We start from the raw sequence: 17,207 nt of genomic DNA on the forward strand, positions 1-17,207 counted from the left end.
CTGGGCCATGAGGGCTTGCTGATCCGCACCAGCCCGCCCCACCTGCTCCTAATGGGGGGTGAGCCGCGGGGCACGCTCTACGCCGTGTACACCTTCCTGGAGGACCATCTGGGCTGCCGCTGGTGGACCTCCACGGCGAGCACGATTCCCCAGCGCAGCACCATTAAGCTCGGGCCTATCAATGACCGCCAAGTGCCCATCCTCGAATACCGGGAGCCCTTCTTCGCCGATGCCTTTGACGGCGACTGGGCAGCGCGCAACAAGGCCAATGGCGCCTCGGCGCGGCTGGACGCGGCCCGCGGGGGCAAGATCACCTATCAGGGGTTCGTGCACACCTTTGCCTCCCTGGTGCCGCCCGGCGAGCACTTTGCCCAGCATCCCGAGTGGTTCGCCTTCACCGGAGGCAAGCGCAGCGATGGCTACGTGCAGCTCTGCCTTACCAACGAGGAGCTGAAGCGCTTCGTGGCCGAGCGCGTGAAGGAGCGGCTGCGGGCGAACCCCACGGCTAACATCGTATCCGTCTCGCAGAACGATGCCGCCGGCTACTGCGAGTGCCCCAACTGCAAGGCCCTGGATGAGAAGGAAGGGTCGCATGCCGGCAGCCTGCTCCATTTCGTGAACTACGTGGCCCGCGAGGTAGGCAAAGAGTTTCCCAACGTCGCCATTGACACCCTGGCCTACCAGTACACCCGCAAGCCCCCCAAGTACGTGCGGCCCGAACCCAATGTCATTGTGCGGCTGTGCAGCATCGAGTGCAACTTCGCCCGCCCCCTCACCGACCCCAGCAACCGGGCCTTCTACCAGGACCTGGTGGGGTGGAGCAAGGTGTGCAAGCGGCTGTACGTGTGGGACTACGTCACCAACTTCTCCCACTACCTGTGGCCGCAGCCCAACGTTTTCGTGCTGGGGCCAAATGTGCGCACCTTCGTCAGCCACGGGGTGCGGGGCATCTTCGAGCAGGGGTCCTACACTACCCTCGGTGGCGACATGGCGCTGCTCAAGGCCTGGGTGCTGGCGAAACTGCTCTGGAACCCCGACCGGGATGCCAAAGCCATGATCCGGGAGTTTCTGAACGGCTACTACGGCCCGGCCGGCCCCTATGTGGGCAAGTACCTGGACCTGGTGCACCGTGAGGCGGTGGATCACAAGTACTACCTGGGCTGCTTCGTGAACAGCGATTCGCCCTTCCCCAGCTCGCAGACCGTGAAAGCCGCGGAGGAGGCCTTCCGGCGGGCGCTTGCCGCAGTGGCGGGGCAGCCGGAGCTGCAGCAGCGGGTGCAGCTTGCCCACCTTCCACTGACCTACGTGCAGCTCTCCCGGGGGCCGCAAGCGACTGGCGGAGAAGCCTATGAGCAACTCATCCAGGACTTTGAGGCCGTGGTGCAGCGAGAGAACATCGTGAACGTGAGTGAGAGCGGCCCCGTGGCGCCCAAGGTGGCGGAGTTCCGGAAGAACCTGCGGGTGTACCGGGAGGTGCTCAGTATCGGCCCCGGAGAAGCCAAGGTGTGGCCGCTGTCTAACATCTGGAAGTTCGCCCCGGACCCGGAGGACCAGGGCGAAGCGGCAGGCTGGTTCAAGGAAGGCTTTGACGATGGCACGTGGGCCGCGGTGCGCTCCGACCGCAACTGCGGCTGGGAGGCCCAGGGCTTCCCCGACTACATCGGCTTCGGCTGGTATCGGCAGGCGGCAGCGGTACCCGCCGATCTGGCTGGCTTCAAGCACCTCTACCTTTACTTTGGCTCGGTGGACGACGACGCCTGGGTCTATCTCAACGACCGCCTCGCCTACGAGCATAGCGCCAAGACGACCGGCCTGCCCCCCAACGTCATCTGGCGCACCCCCTTTGCCTTCGATCCCCGGCCCTGGCTCAAGCTGGGCGCGACCAACGCTATTGCCGTCAAGGTGCTCAACCGCGTGGGCATGGGTGGGGTGTACCGGCCGGTCTATCTGGTGGGCGCCAACCGGGAGCTGGATGTCCCGCTGCTCGGCCCGCTGGTAGCGATGGAGACAGCCCAGTAGGGACGCCTACCGCGGGCTCCCTGGAGGCCCTGCACGCGGGGAAAGGCAGGGGAACCGGGCGGGAGTGTTGAGCATGGTTGAGACCGCCTGCGGCGCCAAGGCATGAGCGAGACAACATATGGCGCTCGGGCGCCTGTGAGACCGGTGCGCGGCGTGGATGCTCTGCAAACCGCCGTGTCCCTGATGGTCAAGTCTATCGTGCTCAGTGCGCCGTGGGCAAGCCGGAATCCACACCTGGGCCTACCCTCCCAAACCTCGCGGGAGGCAGGGGGACATTTTCCCTGTGCAGTTGCATGGGGACATAATCGCTATGCTACCAGACCAGGCACCGTCTGCCTTGACACCCGGCGGGCGACGAGGTATCTTGTGCACTAGATTACGTTCGCCGCGAGGCGCCATGAGAGCGAACGATAACCCGTTCTTTAACCGCGGCCCTATCCTCGACCCCGCTTACTTCTTCGACCGCAAGGAGGAGCTCGCCGACATCCTGGGGCTGGTCGCCAACATGCAGGACTGCTCGGTGGTGGGGGGCATCAAGCGCGGCAAGACCTCGCTCCTGCTGCATCTCCAGCGCGACCAGGTGCTCGGCGCCGACCACGGCGAGGTCGCGTCCTTCCTGCGTCCTTATCTCAGCCTGGAGGGGCTCGCCAACGTCACGCCGGAGGCCTTCTTCCACTGCCTGCTGCGGGCGGCCCTGTCCTGCCCTGCGAGCCCGGCTGGCGCCGGCTACGAGCGCCTGTCGCCGGTCGGCGAGCTGTCTTTCTCTGAGTTGCAGGCGGCGTTCGATGATTTCGCCCGCCGGGGTGTCAACGTTATCTTCCTGCTCGACGAGTTCGAGCTGGCGGGGGAGAATCCGCATTTCGATCTCAACTTCTTCTCGGCCCTGCGCAGCCTCGCCTCGCGCCCCAACTGCGCCTTCGTCATCGCCACCGCCGATCGCCTCGACCGGCTGACCCTGGCCGACCGCGAGGTCGGCTCCCCCTTCGCGGATCTCTTCACCACCATTCGCCTGGGCCGGTTCTCGCGGGCGACGGTGGGCGAGATGGTGGTGGCGCTCAGCGAACGCGCTGGCCACCTGTGGGAGGTCAGCCTCAATCACATCATGGACTGGACCGGGGGCATGCCCTACATGGTGCAGCTCGCGTGCTCGCTGCTGTGGCGGCGGGCCGAGGGTGAACGGCCTTTGACCGAGGCCGACTACGACTACGTATGCGAGGAGTTCCTGACCCAAGTGGATCCCTTTTGCAGTCAGCATTGGCGACGCATGTCGGCGCGGGAAAGGGAGGCGCACTTGGCCATCATGGCCGGCGACGCGCCTGCACTTGAGGAGCTGGAGCAGACGGTCAATGAGTTGGTGCAAGCGGCGGTGCTGGCGCGGCGGGACGGCAAGCCGGTTATTTCTTCCCTCGCCGCCCGCGCTTTCGTGCAGGCGCGCCTGCGGGAGCGGGAGCACGGCGCCGCCGACTTCATCGCCGCCGACCGCGCCGACATGGCGGAAACGGCCAGCATCTCTGCCCCCGGCGACAAGCGCACCATCTACCAGGTGGTACGCGCGCTGGTCAAGGCGGGGGAGGCGCGCGACCATTTCACTCGCGGCCACAGCGACGGCGCCGCTCGCGTGGCGGTCGCCATCGCCATGCGCCTGGGCCTGTCCCAGGAGGAGATCGAGGGGATCAAGATCGCCGCCCGCCTGCACGACATCGGCAAGATCGGGGTCAGCGACCTGGTTCTGCTCAAGCCCGACCAGCTCACCCCCCAGGAGCGCGAGCTGGTGCAGGCGCACGTCCTGGTGAGCGTGCACATCCTGGAGGCGCTGGACTTCCCGTGGGAGGTCAAGCCCGCGGTGCGCTTCCACCACGAGCGCCTCGATGGCAGCGGCTATCCCGACGGCCTCATCGGCGATGAGATCCCCCTGTCGGCGCGGGTGCTGGCGGTGGCGGATGTGTTCGACGCCATGACCTCGCCCCGCAGCCACCGGCCCTCGCACCCGCGGTCGGCGGCGATCGCGGAGATCGCCGACCACGCCGGCGCCAAGTATGACCAGCAGGTGGTGGCCGCCTTTCTGGACACGCTGGCGAGTGCCGGGGCCTAGCCATGGCGCTGCCCGCGGAACGAATGCGCGCGACCGCCCACGGCTTCGAGTATCGCGCGCGCGGGGACGAACGACCGCACACGCTGCCGTGGGAACAAGTGCGCGCCATCACTGCCGGAGTGGAGCCCGCGTGGAGCGGCGCGGAAGTGACGGTGCGTTTGGCGCTAGCGGGTGACGAGGCCGCGCCCGATGCCGTGTCCTCGAAGTACGGGGGGTGGCTGGAGGTTTTCGGTGGCTTCGCGGCGGCGCGCGCAGTCATCGCCGCCGCGCGCGAGCGTTCGCCGCAAGCCCTGGTGGGCCCGCTGGCGCAGTTCCTGGTCGCCTTGCCGCAGGACGGCGGCGAGGACGAACGGGCGCTGCGGCGCAAGACCAAGGAATACGGTTTCGCCTCGGCGGCCGGACTCGCCCTGGGCCGGCAGCACCTGGCGCGCGGGCGCCTGGAGAAGGCCGACAATGACTTTGAGGCGGTGGTGGCGCGGGCACCCCTGGACGCCGAAGCCTGGCGGTGGCTGGGTCTGACGCGCCTGGTCGCGGGCAAGGGAGCGGACGCGCAAGCCGCATTCGATCGCCTGATCGGTCTCGGCGCGCGCGACGCCGAGACCTGCTACCTGCGCGGACTAAGCTTCTACCGCCAGCGCAGGTTCGCGCCCGCGGCCGAAGAGTGGGCGGGGGTGCTGCGTGCGTGGCCGCAGGACCCCGGGGTGCGCAACTTGCTGGCGTGCAGCCTGGTGCAGGAATGGCGCCTGGAAGAGGCGCTGCTGCACTTGGATACGATCGGCGCCGATGCGCGCGAAGGATGGCGGCTGATGGCGGCGAAATGCCACATGTGCGTCGCCGGCTATCGCGCCTATCGCGACCGCATGGCGAACGAACGCGGATTCCGCTGGCGGCAGCGGTGGAAAGCGGTCGGGGCGCGTCTAGCGACGGCGTTCGGGGCCCTGTACTGGGCGCTCCAGTTCATCTTGCGCCGTTACCCTCCGTGGCTGGCGCTGGTGGTGTTAGCGGTGCTGGCGGCGGCGTTCTACGCGTTCGAGGCCGGGACCCGGCAGCGGCGCGCGGAGGATCAACTGGCTGATGCGCAGGGGCGGGCGCCGAACATGCCGTGCTGGTACGCTTCGCTGGTCAAGCCGCGCACCGGCCGGCGCACCGGTCTGCGATCCCTCTTGGGAGAGGTCCGGCGCCAGCAGGGAGACAAGCGATGACGGCGGCGGTCCGCAGGTTCGGCCTGGCGGTTATGTTGACGGCGCTGACGGCGCTGGCGGCGTCGGTGCTGGTCGCCGCCCCGCGACAGGTGGTGTATGTGCTGGAGGTCAAGGGGGTCATAGATCCCCCGGCCGCGTCCTACATTGCGCGCGGCGTCGAGGTCGGCGCGAAGGCGCGCGCGCAGGCGGTGATCATCCGCCTCGACACTCCGGGCGGGCTCGACAAGTCCATGCGCGACATCACCCAGACGATGCTCAGCGCCGAGGTGCCGGTGGTCGTGTACGTCGCGCCCAAGGGCGCGCGCGCGGCGTCGGCGGGGGCTATCATCACTCTCGCCTCGCACGTCGCGGCGATGGCTCCCGGCACCAACATCGGCGCCGCTCATCCTGTCGCCATGGGCGGCGGCGAGATGACCGAGGAGATGTCGAAGAAGGTCGAGAACGACGCCGCCAGCACCGCCCGCGCCATTGCCGAGCGCCGCGGACGCAATGCCAAGTGGGCCGAGGCGGCGGTGCGAGAGAGCATATCCTCCAGTGCCAGCGAGGCCTTGAAAGCACACGTCATTGACGTCATCGCCGAGGACCTCGACGATCTCCTCGCCCGCCTCGACGGGCGCAAGGTCAAGCTTCCCAAGCGTACGGTGACCCTGCACACGACAGGCGCGACGACCGAGGAGGTGCCGATGTCCGTCGGCGAGCGCTTCCTGCACGTGCTGAGCGACCCCAACCTCGCCTACATCTTCCTCATGATCGGCATCTACGGCATCATCTTCGAGCTCCAGAGTCCGGGCGCGGTCTTTCCGGGCGTGATCGGGGTCATCTGCCTGGTAATGGCATTCTACTCCCTGGCGGTGCTGGAGGCGAACCTCGCCGGGGTGATCTTGATCATCCTCGGCGTGGGGATGCTGGTCGCCGACATCTGGGCGCCGTCCCACGGGGTGCTGACCATCGGGGGCATTATTGCGTTTGTTGCAGGCTCGTTGATGCTCTACGGGGGCCCCTCGACGCCGTCGCTGCGCGTATCGTGGCTGGTGGTGGTGATGATGACCGCGCTGACCGCGGGGTTCTTCCTGCTAGTGGTGGGGCTGGGCGTGCGCGCGCACTGGACGCGGGTTACGACCGGAATCGAGGGGCTGATGGGCGCCCACGGAAAAGCCCGCACCGCTCTACGCCCCGAGGGCTCGGTGCTGGTGGCGGGCGAGCTGTGGCGCGCGGTTGCCGCCGCCGGTGAAGAGATCGAGCCCGGCGCTGAAATCGAGGTGCTGGCCGCGGATGGCTTCACGCTGCGGGTGCGGCGGCGGGGGGATGGCCAGGCGTAGTCCAGTCAAGCAGCGGAATGAGGTGCGAGATGCTGCAGATTGACTTCGATATGATCGTTTTCCGCGAGGGCGAGGCCTATGTAGCGTATTGCCCGGAGCTGGAGGTGTCGTCCTGTGGCCGTGATGTGGACGAGGCGCGCGCCAACCTGAAGACGGCGGTTCGCCTTTTCATCGAGCAAACTGAGAAGCTGGGTACGCTCGACCAGGTCTTGCAGGAAGCCGGCTACATCCCGGACGGGAAAGGCGGTTATACACCACCGCGGCTGGTGGTGACGGAGAGTGCGACGGTTGCAGTTGGGAGCTAGGATTGCCGCGCATCAGCCCCATTCCCGGGTGGCGTCTGCGACGTGTATTCGAGCGCGCGGGGTTCGCGTATGTGCGAACGGAGGGTGATCATTTCGTTCTTACCAAACCCGGACTGCCCCGACCGTTAGTGATTCCCGACTACGACCCGGTCCCCGTCTTTGTGATCCGAGCCAATCTGCGGACGGCGGGGCTCTCGCGTGAAGAGTACTTCCGCCTGCTGAAGGAGACTTGACGGTTGTCGCGGCGCGACAGGAAAGGCGGGCGCCGCGGGCGAACCGGATAAGCTGGATGGTGGGGGCAGGCGTTCACCTGCGGCGGACAAGTCCCGCCCGCCAACCCAAACAGGCTTGCACCGACCTATCAAGGCGCCGCCAAGCAGGGCGCCGGGAGGATTCAATGGAACCCGCATTGGCAGGGCTGATCGCGGTAGTGGTACTGGGGGTGATCGTCGCCGCCACTTCGATTCGCATCTTGCGCGAGTACGAGCGCGGGGTGACCTTCCGCCTGGGGCGGCTCATCGGCGAGAAGCGGCCGGGCATTCGCTGGCTGTGGCCGGTGATTGACAAGATGCTCAAGATTGACCTGCGCATCGTCACCATGGACGTGCAGCGCCAGGACATGATGACGCGCGACAACGTCCCGGTATCGGTGGACGCGGTGGTCTATTTCCGTGTGATGAACGCCAACGACGCGGTGGTGCGGGTGGAGAACTATGTCAAGGCGACCTCGCTCATCGCGCAGACCACCCTGCGCAGCATCATCGGCCAGGCGGAGCTGGATGAGCTGCTGGCGGAGCGCGACAAGATCAACCTGCGCCTGCAGCAGGTGATTGACGAGCAAACCGAGCCGTGGGGGATCAAGGTGACGGCGGTCGAGGTGCGCGATGTGGTGCTGCCGGAGCAGATGAAGCGCTCGATGGCCAACCAGGCCGAGACCGAGCGCGCGCGCCGCGCCAAGGTCATCAACGCCGAGGGTGAATACCAGGCCGCCCAACGCCTCGCCGAGGCGGCGAGCATTATCTCCGAGCACCCGATCGCATTGCAGCTGCGTTTCCTGCAGACCCTGTCGGATGTGGCCTCGGAGCACAACTCGACCACCATCTTCCCGGTGCCGATAGACCTCTTCACCCCCTTCATCCGGGGCATGGCGCAGGGGACGCAGTCTAACCCGCCGTCCGAGCCGAAAGCCGACTCGGGGGCGTAGCTCAGTTCATGGCGGGGCGGGCTGGTGGGCCGGCCGTCCCAGTAGGGCGGGCGTCCCGCCCGCCAGCAATCCGCGTCCGCAGGCGAGACGCCTGCGCCACCAGCGCCAGACGTCCCGGTGTGGACTTGAGGCAGGGGCGGCTGCGCCACACGATGCCATCCTTTGTCATCATCCATACCGCGGACCTGCACAACCACCTGAGCCCGGCCGCGGCCCGGCTGCTGAGGGAGCACAGGCAGGCTGCGCCGGACGCGCTCTTGCTCGACTCCGGCGACGCCATCCGCGCCGGCAACCTCGGCAGCACGCGAGGTGGCGAGCCGATCCTGCGGCTGATGTCCGAGGCCGGCTACGACGCGATGGCGATGGGCAACCGCGAATCCCATCCCACCCTGCGCGTGCTCGAGCGCAAGCTCGCCGACGCCTCCTTCCCCATCCTCGCCGCCAACCTCATGGCCAAGCGCAAGCCGCTGCCCCAGCAGGTGCAAAGCCACATCCTGAGGAAGATTCCCGGCGGACTCCGCGTCGGGGTCATCGGCCTCTCGCTGCAGATCACGGCGCCGGAGTCGTGGTGGGCGCGGATCACCGACTACGTGTGGGATGACCCGCTGAAGACCGCCGCCGGGCTCTCGCGCAAGCTGCGGCCCGAGGTTGACCTGCTGGTGTGCCTGAGCCACATCGGCGTGGAACTCGATGAGCAGTTGGCGCAGATCGAGGGCATAGACCTCATCCTGGGCGGGCATTCCCATACCACGGAGTTCCCGCCGCGCAGGGTGGGGAACGCATACCTCGCGCATGTCGGTCACGGGGGGCGGCACGCGGGCCGCCTGGAGATCGAGGTGGAGGGCGGCGAAGTGGCATCGGTGGCGGGGGAGCTCATTCCCCTGCCGTGATCGTCGGAGGGAACCGTGCGCCTCGGTGACTACTGGCTGCTGCAGGCGCTGCTGGCGCTGTGGATCGCGGCGGTGGCGCTGCTGCACTACGGGCTGCTGGCGAATGCCGTGCTGGCGCCCTGGGCAGGGAGGTAGGGGGCCGCTTGGCAGCACTGGCCATCGTCGTTGCTCTGTGGGTCTCGGCGTGCGCCTTCGGCATGCGCCTGCTGCGACCACGCCCCGGGCTGGAGTTCGCCTCGTTTCTGGAGCGCGCGGTATTCTCGTCGGCGCTCGGCCTGGGCGCGGCGGCGTATCTCATCCTCGCGCTGGGGCTGGCGCAGTGGTTTTACCCCTGGGCCATCGGCGCCGCGTTCCTGGTGCCGGCGATTGTGTCCTGGCGCGAACTCCGCGAGCTGCTCACCGGCCTCGGACGCGGGCTGAGGGGATTCCGCTCGCAGCCAGTCACCATCGGCGGCGCCGCGGTGACCGCGTTCCTGGTCGCCATGTTCGCCCTCATGGTTCTGGGTGCGCTCGCGCCGGCGTCACAGAATGACTGGGACGGGCTGTCGTACCACCTGGCGGTGCCGAAGCTCTACCTCCAGCACCACGGCATCCACTTCATCGGCTGGGTCAGCCACTCGAACTTCCCGTTCACGCTCGAGATGCTGTACGCGGCCGGACTCGCGCTCCACGGGCAGGCGGCGGCCAAGCTGTTCCACGCGCTGTCGGGGCTGCTGCTGGCGCTGGCGCTGCTGGCCTTCGGCTCGACGCACTGGCAGCGGCGGCACGGGGCGCTGGCGGCGGTGACACTGCTGTCGGCGCCCATTGTGACATGGGAGGCGACCGCGGCCTTCAACGACCTCGCCGCCGCCCTGTTCACGCTGCTGAGCCTTTACGCGTTCATCAACTGGTGGTCGGAGCGCGGTGCGCGGTGGCTGCCGGTTGCCGCCGTGATGTGCGGTTTCGCCCTCGGCATCAAGATGAACGTGATGGCGCTGTTGGGGTTCCTGGCGGTCGCCGCTCTGTATCACCTCACCATGACCCGGCGCGAGGGCGCCGTCGCGGGGCTGCGCGCCGCCGCGATCCTGGTCGGAATCGCGGCGCTGGTCGCTTCCCCGTGGTACATCAAGAGCTATCTGTGGACCGGCAACCCCGTCTATCCCTTCTTCTACGAGCTGTTCGGCGGCAGATACTGGACGGCGGAGGCGGCGCGCCTCTACCGCCAGGAGCAGCTTGGCTTCGGCATGGGCCGCGGGCCGTTGGCTTTCTTGCTGGCGCCGTGGAACCTGACCATGCACGGGGGCATGTTCGACAACTTCCCCGCGCGACCGCGAGCCTACAGCTCCATCGGGCCGCTGTTCCTGGCGCTGCCGCCGGCGCTGCTGTTGCTAGGCAGACTGGAGCGACGCGTGAAGTTCCTGTTGGCCTATTCGCTGATCGCGTTCGGCGCGTGGTTCGTGCTCAGCCAGCACCTGCGCTACGCGATCCCGCTGCTGCCGCCGCTGGCCCTGTGCGCCGGGTACGCCGGCAGCGAGATCCTGCGTCGGGCGCGCAAGGAGCTGCGCCCATTCGTCCTCATCGCCATCGTCCTGGTGTGCGTCATGTCACTGGGCATCTTCACCCTCGTCGTCGCCGACGGCATCCCCGCGGCGCTTGGACGCGAGACCGCCGACGCCTATCTCAGCCGCACCCTGGACGGGCTATATGCGATGGCCGCGGTCGTCAACTCGCTGCCGCCGGGGTCAAAGGTCATCATGAACGGGGAGACGCGCGGCTTCTACTTCGACACGCCGTACATGTGGGGCGAGCGCCACCACAACATGATACCCTACGACCGCCTGCGCGACGCCGACCAACTCGCGCGGGCGTACGCGGCCCTCGGGGTGACCCACGTGCTGATGACGACGGACTTCCTGCAGGCGGTGCGCAGGCGCCGCGGCAAGTTCGCCAACCTGCTGGCGGAGGCGTTCGATGAGGGCCGCTTCGGGGAGGTCGCCCGGCGCGGCGACTTCGTCCTCCTGCGCCTGCGGGAGCCGAGCGCCTGACATGCCCCGTCGCCCGCGAGGACGCAAGTCAACGTCGCCCCTCCCCCACCGCGGCGCCCGCCCGCCCGACGTGCGCGGGGTGCTCGTCTTCAGCAGCTACGAGTACCACCAGCCGCCGCCTCCCCGGCGACGGAGGGCGCTGCTTTTCATGCGACGAGCTTTGTTAGTTGCGGGGCAGTCTCGGGGGATCCTGGCGCTTTCGGCGGCGGGGCTGCCGCTGTGGATACTACCGCAGATGCCGCGGGGTTAGCCGCTTCCGCGGCGAGGTAAGTACGGAATATGAGCGCGCTCGTGCTCCGATGTCTGGCGACCCGGCGGGTCATGGTGCCGGCGGCCCTCGCCGCCGGCGTGCTGCTGGCTGCGGCCGCGCCGCAAGGCTGCCGGCGCGGGCCCGCGCCGCAGATGCGACCCGCGCCGTCGGGCGACGCCGCCCCCCAGCGCAGCGACCAGCAAGCTCCCGCCGGGGCGCGCGCCCGCGTCGAGGTCGGAGAGATCGTGGTGGCCGATCCGGCGGGCAAGCGCCTATGGCGGGCCTCCGCCGCGTCGCTCGAATGGGACAACGACAAGCAGCAAGCCGTGCTGCGCGACGCCCAGTGTCACTTCACCGATGACGGCAAGCTTGCGCTCGAGGCGCGCGCCCCGCTGGCGACCGCCTACCTCGCCGAGCGGCGCGTTGTGCTCGAGGGCGGGGTGACGGCGCGGGCGCCGGCAACCGAGACCTCGCTGCGCGCGGAACGCCTGGAATGGAAGGTCGAGGACAAAGAGGTCTACGCCACCGGCAACGTGAAGTATGTGCGCGGGGCCTTCGCCCTTAGCGGCCCGCGCCTGCGGGCCGACCTGGGGTTGAGGAAAGCGCGCCTCGAGGGGGGCGTCGAGCTGCAAGCGGTGGAGCCGCCGCGGAGGCGATGATCTCCGGCATCCCGAAACGAGGTGTTACCATGACCGGCCGCAAGCTGCTCGTCTTCGCGTGGATGGCCGCGCTCGTCGGCGCCACGGCGTGGGCCGCCCAGACGCAGAAGCCGGAGCGCAAGGTCAAGGCCGAGGGCGCGGTCGCCGAGATTGACGAGCTCAATAACACGATCGCCTTCAGCGGCGGCGCCAAGCTGACCACCAACGAGGGCACGGTTTCCAGCCGCGAGCTCGAGGCGCGACTGGCGCCAGGCGGTGCGATCGAGACCGCAGAGGCCCGCGGCGAGGTCAAGGTCAACCTGCGCTACCGCGGCAAGGACGGCGTCGAGCGCATCATGGAGGCGACCGCCGACCGGGTTATTTACCGCGCCGGCGAACGCACGGTGCAGTTGCTCGGCAACGTCAAGGGCGACCTCAAGGAGCCGACGCGCGGGCGCACCTTGCATATCGGCGCCGACGAGGCGACGCTGTGGATTGACGAGAGCCGGCTGCGGCTGCGCCCGGCGGAGGTCATCTTCGCCGAGGTGGTGGAGAAGGAGCCGCCGGCAGCGCCGGCGGCCAAGTAGGGGCGCGCGCCGGCCCCAGGCTTGCGCAACCGGGCGGCGCGCCCGCATTGATGTAACCGCATGACGCAAACGCAGACCAAACTGGTGACGGAGAACCTGGTCAAGCTCTACAACCGCCGGCGGGTGGTGGACGGCGTGAGTGTGGAGGTGCGGCCGGGGGAAATCGTGGGGCTGCTGGGGCCCAACGGCGCGGGCAAGACGACGACCTTCTACATGGTGGTGGGGTTGGTGCGCCCCGACGGCGGGCAGGTGCGCCTGGACGGTCGCGATATCGCGGGGTTGCCGATGTACCGTCGCGCGCGCCTGGGCATCGGTTACCTCTCGCAGGAGCCGTCCATCTTCCGCAAGCTGTCGGTGGAGGATAACCTGCGCGCGGTGCTGCAGATGCAGCCGCTGGCGCGCGCCGAATGCGAGGCCCGCGTCGAGCGCCTGCTGGAGGAGCTGCGGGTGGCCGATCTGCGCGACCGCATGGCCTACGTGCTGTCGGGCGGGGAACGCCGCCGCGTCGAGATCGCGCGCGCCCTCGCCACCGATCCGGCGTTCATCCTGCTCGATGAGCCGTTCACCGGTATTGACCCCATCGCCATTGATGACATCAAGGACATCCTGTCCGAGCTCAAGCGGCGCGGCATCGGCATTCTGCTCACCGACCACAGCGTGCGCGATACCCTCGCCGTCACCGACCGCAGCTACATCATGTACCAGGGGCGGATCCTGACCCAGGGCGCCTCCGCCGAGCTGGTCTCGGACCCGGTCGCGCGCAAGTTCTACCTGGGCGAACGCTTCGAGATGTAGGTGGCCGCTGGTGACGGCGCCACGATTCTGGACCCGGAGGGGGTGAGCGGCATACCATGTTGCTCCGGAACCCGCTGGCCGGCACCGCCCGCAGCATTGGGCGCGGCGCGCTGATCGCCTGGCTGAGCGCGTCGGTCCTGCCTCAGTTCGGATACACCGCTCCGCCCGCAGGCCAATCGCCCCCGGCGCCTGCGGGGCGAGCGGAGCGCTGGCGGCAGGACCTGCATTACCTGGCGACCGAACTGCCGCAGCGCCACCAGCACCTGTTCTCTCGCATCAGCCGGGAGCAGTTCGAGCAAGCGGTCGCCGCGCTCGACAACTCCATCCCGGCTTTGGCGGACGATGAGGTCGCCTTCGGGATGATGCGTCTGGTGGCCTCCGTCGCAGACAGTCACACCACCCTCGACCCGTGGAGCGAGGAATCGTTCCGCGTTTTCCCTTTGCGCCTCTACTGGTTCAGGGACGGCCTTTATGTGACGCGCACGATTCCGTCGTACCGGCGCGCCCTCGGCGCGCGCCTGACGGCGATCGGGGACACCCCTGTAGATCAGGCCTACGCGGCGGTCAGCGCGTTGATTTCGCACGAGAACGATGCCCAACTCAAGCACCGCAGCCCGGGGCTGCTCACCGCGCCGGACGCCCTCCACGCGCTGCACCTCCTGCCCAGTGCGAAAGGCGGTCGCTTCGTCTTCGCGGACGCGCACGGGGCTACCTTCGCCCTCGACCTGACCCCGATCTCAGCCGATGCTTCGACCGCATGGATTGACGCCCTCGCGCCAAGCACGCAGCAGCCTCCCCTGCACATGCGCAACCGGCGGGCCTTCTACTGGTTCGAGTACCTCGAAGACTCGCAGACGATCTATGTCCAGTACAACCGCTGCATGGACATGAGGGGCAAACCGTTCCGGGATTTCTGCGCGGAAGTGCTGGCCGTCGTGGACGCGCGTCCGCTGAAGCGCTTCATCCTCGACCTGCGCTACAACAGCGGGGGCAGTTCGCCGTTGGCTCAGCCGCTGATCTCGGGGTTGAGCGAGCGCCCCGCCATCAACCGCCGGGGGGCGCTGTTCGTCGTCGTCGGTCGCCAGACGTTCTCGTCAGCCGTCCTCAACGCGATAGACCTACGCAACTCGACTCGCGCCATCTTCGTCGGCGAGCCGACCGGGGGCAAGCCTAACCACTACGGTGAGGTCAGGTCTTTTCGCCTGCCGAACTCGGGCTTCCTGGTGACCTATTCCACGAAGTACTTCGCGCACTCCAAGCAGGACACGCCCTCCTTCATGCCCGACCTCCTCGTCGAGCCCACCTTCGCGGACTACCAGGCCGGGCGAGATCCGCTGCTGGAGACCATCCTGGCGTATCGGGAAGACGCGCGGTAGTACCCGCACGGCCGCGCGGGGGTGAACTGCGGTGCCTGGAGAACCGATCACCGTCATCCATTTCATCCGCCACGGGGAGAACGCCTGGAACCGCGAGGAGGTGTTCCGCGGGCGCGCGGACGTGCCGCTCAATGAGCGCCGTCATGCGCAGGCCCGGACCCTCGCTTCCCAGTCGGTGGCGGCCGCAGCCGCGATGACGACCTCCAGCAGCAGACACGTAGAATGAAAATCGAAAGCATCAATGAAGATTGGGGAACCGTGAAGCAGAGGTGGGAAGCGTGGTGGGAGCAGCAATTGCACGACCGCGTGCTCATCTGTGTGACGGCGCCGCGTGACGGCGCGGTCCAACCTCCGCAGGAGGAAGTCGCTGTCGAGACCCACTGGACCGACAGCGACTACGCGATTCGCACCACGCTGGCTACCGTGCAACGGACGTATTACGGTGGGGATGCATTGCCGGTATTCATGCACGGCTGGTCGGTCGGCCACAGTCTGTGCTTTGGCTGCACGCCCCACTTTGCACGGGACACCGTATGGGTTGATCCCGCGCCCACTGGCGACGACGGGTTCCCGTCGTTGGAGGGATGGCGGCAAAGTCCGTGGTGGGACTGGATGCGTAGGAGCACCCTGTCGGCGGCCCGCGCCAGCCGCGGTAGATATTTCGTGCCTCCCATGTGGGGAAACCAGGCCGGCGATACGCTGGCGATGGTGCGCGGTAGCCAAGAGCTGCTAATGGATATCGCTCTCAATCCCGACTGGGTGAGGTCGGCAATCCAGAGAATGTCCGATATTCTGCTCGAAATCTTCGAGGAGCTGTGGACACTGGTGTCGCCGGACCTGGTCGGTTTGCCGGGATCGGTGAACTACGTCAACACATGGTCTTCGGGCCGCACCATGGGTCTTGACTGCGACATGTCATGCATGATCTCCCCGCAGACATTTGCCGACCTGTTCCTGCCTGCGCTGGTGGAGCACATGCGCACTTTGGACCGCAGGATATACCATCTGGACGGGCCGGGCGCCATCCAGCACCTCGACCTTCTGCTGGAGCTTCCTGAGCTGGAGGCGATCCAGTGGGTGCCGGGCGCGGGCCATGAAGGCGTGCTGCAATGGGTGCCTCTCATACGTCGCATTCAGGCAAAGGGGAAGAGCATCGTCGTCTACGCCCGCCCAGGGGAGATTGAGCCGCTGCTGCGCGAGGTCGAGCCCGAGGGCCTGTGCGTTTCCACGTCATGTCGATCGGAAGCTGAAGCTCGACAACTTGTCGAGCGAGCATCTAGGATGTCGCAGGAGCGGATCCGCTGATGGTCAAGGGTCGCCACTGATGATGACGGCTGACGCGTCAGCAGTGTTCTATCTGCTCCGTCACGGGGAGACCGCCTGGAACCGTGAGGAGGTGTTCCGCGGGCGCGCGGACGTCCCCCTCAACGAGCGCGGTCGCGCCCAGGCCGCCGCTATTGCCGATGCGCTTGCCCACCAGCCGCTTGCGGCCGTCTATGCCAGTCCCCTGCAGCGCGCGCTGCAGACCGCGCAGCCCGTCGCCGCGGCTTGCGGCCTCGAAGTCCAGGTGGACCAGCGCCTCACCGACCTCGACTTCGGCGACTGGGAGGGCGTGCCCCTGCGCGAGGCGCCCGAGCGCTGGCCGGAGCTGTTCGCGCGCTGGAAGCGCGAGCCGGGCGGTGTCGTTTTCCCCGGTGGAGAAGGCCTGCCGGTGGTGCGCGAGCGCGCGATGGCGGCGATCGCGGAGATCGCCGCGCGCCACCGCGGCGAGACGGCAGCGGTGGTCTCCCATCGCGTCGTCACCAAGGTCGCGCTGCTGGCGATGCTGGGGCTGGACGAATCGCACTTCTGGCGCATCCGCCAGGACAACGGCTGCCTCAATCGCGTCGAGCGCGGCGACGACGGGTGGGTGGTGGTAACCATCAACGACCGCTGCCACCTGCGCGGGCTTGCCGCCGATGGCGCGCGGGATTTCTGAGGCGACTCAATGTGGCACAGCCGCCCTCGGCTGTGATGGGCCGAGCAAGTCGGCGCTCGGCCGGTTCGAGCGATAACCCCCGCGACTGCCCGTCGCAGGTAACGCTGCCCGTCGCGCCGAATGCGTGCGCGAGCGTCTGCGCGCGGGAGAACGACCATGCCGTCTGACCCTTTCAACGAGTACCTGAAAGACATTCGCCGCGATCTTGCCGCCGGCGATGCGACCGAGCACACGCACCGCGCGGCCCTCGCGGTGCTTATCCAGTCGCTGGAGCGGGGCGTGCGCGCAGTCAACGAGCCGAAGCATCGCACCGACTGCGGCGCGCCCGACATGCGAGTCCGCAAGGGCGAACTGACGATCGGCTACGTCGAGTGCAAGGACGTCGGCGCGTCGCTTGACGAGGCCGAGCGTACCGAGCAACTACAGCGTTACCGCAAGCACCTGCCCAACCTCGTTCTTACGGATTACCTCGAGTTCCGCTGGTACGTTGACGGGAAGCCTCGCCAGCGAGCGAACCTTGCCCACCGA

17 protein-coding genes are annotated in these 17,207 nt (G+C 67.8%); all 17 read left to right on the top strand.

Annotated elements, in window-relative coordinates:
* A partial coding sequence (locus tag VM221_11585; protein HUT75458.1) for a DUF4838 domain-containing protein occupies positions 1-2,019 on the top strand: 2,019 nt, incomplete at its 5' end.
* Positions 2,020-2,416: 397 nt separating this feature from the next.
* Positions 2,417-4,111 (top strand): HD-GYP domain-containing protein, encoded by a 1,695-nt coding sequence (locus tag VM221_11590; GenBank protein ID HUT75459.1) that lies wholly within the window; start codon positions 2,417-2,419, stop codon positions 4,109-4,111.
* 2 nt (positions 4,112-4,113) lie between these two features.
* Positions 4,114-5,313 (top strand): tetratricopeptide repeat protein, encoded by a 1,200-nt coding sequence (locus VM221_11595; protein HUT75460.1) that lies wholly within the window; start codon positions 4,114-4,116, stop codon positions 5,311-5,313.
* On the top strand, positions 5,310-6,632 hold the full coding sequence (locus VM221_11600) for a nodulation protein NfeD (protein HUT75461.1): 1,323 nt from the start codon (positions 5,310-5,312) through the stop codon (positions 6,630-6,632). Before VM221_11595 ends, VM221_11600 begins: the two co-directional genes overlap by 4 nt.
* 29 nt (positions 6,633-6,661) lie before the next feature.
* Entirely contained in the window at positions 6,662-6,937 is a 276-nt protein-coding gene (locus tag VM221_11605; GenBank protein ID HUT75462.1) for a hypothetical protein, read from the top strand.
* Positions 6,938-6,939: 2 nt separating this feature from the next.
* On the top strand, positions 6,940-7,170 hold the full coding sequence (locus VM221_11610) for a type II toxin-antitoxin system HicA family toxin (GenBank protein HUT75463.1): 231 nt from the start codon (positions 6,940-6,942) through the stop codon (positions 7,168-7,170).
* Between the two features lie 164 nt (positions 7,171-7,334).
* Positions 7,335-8,141 (top strand): SPFH domain-containing protein, encoded by an 807-nt coding sequence (locus tag VM221_11615; protein ID HUT75464.1) that lies wholly within the window; start codon positions 7,335-7,337, stop codon positions 8,139-8,141.
* Positions 8,142-8,293: 152 nt separating this feature from the next.
* Positions 8,294-9,031, top strand: coding sequence for a metallophosphatase (locus tag VM221_11620; protein ID HUT75465.1), 738 nt, complete (start codon positions 8,294-8,296; stop codon positions 9,029-9,031).
* Between the two features lie 143 nt (positions 9,032-9,174).
* Positions 9,175-11,055 carry a phospholipid carrier-dependent glycosyltransferase gene (locus VM221_11625; GenBank protein ID HUT75466.1) on the top strand — a complete coding sequence of 627 codons (1,881 nt, stop codon included), beginning with the start codon at positions 9,175-9,177 and terminating at the stop codon, positions 11,053-11,055.
* Positions 11,056-11,334: 279 nt separating this feature from the next.
* Positions 11,335-11,964 (top strand): LPS export ABC transporter periplasmic protein LptC, encoded by a 630-nt coding sequence (gene lptC / locus VM221_11630; GenBank protein ID HUT75467.1) that lies wholly within the window; start codon positions 11,335-11,337, stop codon positions 11,962-11,964.
* Positions 11,965-11,993: 29 nt separating this feature from the next.
* A complete protein-coding gene (locus VM221_11635; GenBank protein ID HUT75468.1) occupies positions 11,994-12,530 on the top strand; it encodes an LptA/OstA family protein in 537 nt (178 codons plus the stop codon).
* A 60-nt stretch (positions 12,531-12,590) separates the two neighbouring features.
* On the top strand, positions 12,591-13,325 hold the full coding sequence (gene lptB, locus VM221_11640) for an LPS export ABC transporter ATP-binding protein (protein ID HUT75469.1): 735 nt from the start codon (positions 12,591-12,593) through the stop codon (positions 13,323-13,325).
* A gap of 56 nt (positions 13,326-13,381) precedes the next feature.
* Positions 13,382-14,701 carry a hypothetical protein gene (locus tag VM221_11645; protein ID HUT75470.1) on the top strand — a complete coding sequence of 440 codons (1,320 nt, stop codon included), beginning with the start codon at positions 13,382-13,384 and terminating at the stop codon, positions 14,699-14,701.
* Between the two features lie 31 nt (positions 14,702-14,732).
* Positions 14,733-14,927, top strand: a complete 195-nt coding sequence (locus VM221_11650; protein ID HUT75471.1) for a histidine phosphatase family protein — start codon at positions 14,733-14,735, stop codon at positions 14,925-14,927.
* On the top strand, positions 14,924-16,006 hold the full coding sequence (locus VM221_11655) for a hypothetical protein (protein HUT75472.1): 1,083 nt from the start codon (positions 14,924-14,926) through the stop codon (positions 16,004-16,006). The genes VM221_11650 and VM221_11655 overlap by 4 nt, the downstream gene beginning before the upstream one ends.
* 19 nt (positions 16,007-16,025) lie before the next feature.
* Positions 16,026-16,679 (top strand): histidine phosphatase family protein, encoded by a 654-nt coding sequence (locus tag VM221_11660; protein ID HUT75473.1) that lies wholly within the window; start codon positions 16,026-16,028, stop codon positions 16,677-16,679.
* A 156-nt stretch (positions 16,680-16,835) separates the two neighbouring features.
* Positions 16,836-17,207: DNA methyltransferase (locus tag VM221_11665; GenBank protein HUT75474.1), on the top strand; the 372-nt coding region annotated here is incomplete at its 3' end.

It is taken from the genome of Armatimonadota bacterium, assembly GCA_035527535.1.
Taxonomy (GTDB): Bacteria; Armatimonadota; Hebobacteria.

Excerpts from the sequence above, each read along its gene's own strand:
- VM221_11605 (HUT75462.1), top strand. The coding sequence starts at position 6,662 with ATGCTGCAGATTGACTTCGATATGATCGTTTTCCGCGAGGGCGAGGCC.
- VM221_11660 (HUT75473.1), top strand. The coding sequence starts at position 16,026 with ATGATGACGGCTGACGCGTCAGCAGTGTTCTATCTGCTCCGTCACGGG.
- VM221_11635 (HUT75468.1), top strand. The coding sequence starts at position 11,994 with ATGACCGGCCGCAAGCTGCTCGTCTTCGCGTGGATGGCCGCGCTCGTC.
- VM221_11615 (HUT75464.1), top strand. The coding sequence starts at position 7,335 with ATGGAACCCGCATTGGCAGGGCTGATCGCGGTAGTGGTACTGGGGGTG.
- VM221_11590 (HUT75459.1), top strand. The coding sequence starts at position 2,417 with ATGAGAGCGAACGATAACCCGTTCTTTAACCGCGGCCCTATCCTCGAC.
- VM221_11655 (HUT75472.1), top strand. The coding sequence starts at position 14,924 with ATGAAAATCGAAAGCATCAATGAAGATTGGGGAACCGTGAAGCAGAGG.
- VM221_11645 (HUT75470.1), top strand. The coding sequence starts at position 13,382 with ATGTTGCTCCGGAACCCGCTGGCCGGCACCGCCCGCAGCATTGGGCGC.
- VM221_11600 (HUT75461.1), top strand. The coding sequence starts at position 5,310 with ATGACGGCGGCGGTCCGCAGGTTCGGCCTGGCGGTTATGTTGACGGCG.
- VM221_11595 (HUT75460.1), top strand. The coding sequence starts at position 4,114 with ATGGCGCTGCCCGCGGAACGAATGCGCGCGACCGCCCACGGCTTCGAG.
- lptB (HUT75469.1), top strand. The coding sequence starts at position 12,591 with ATGACGCAAACGCAGACCAAACTGGTGACGGAGAACCTGGTCAAGCTC.
- lptC (HUT75467.1), top strand. The coding sequence starts at position 11,335 with ATGAGCGCGCTCGTGCTCCGATGTCTGGCGACCCGGCGGGTCATGGTG.
- VM221_11620 (HUT75465.1), top strand. The coding sequence starts at position 8,294 with ATGCCATCCTTTGTCATCATCCATACCGCGGACCTGCACAACCACCTG.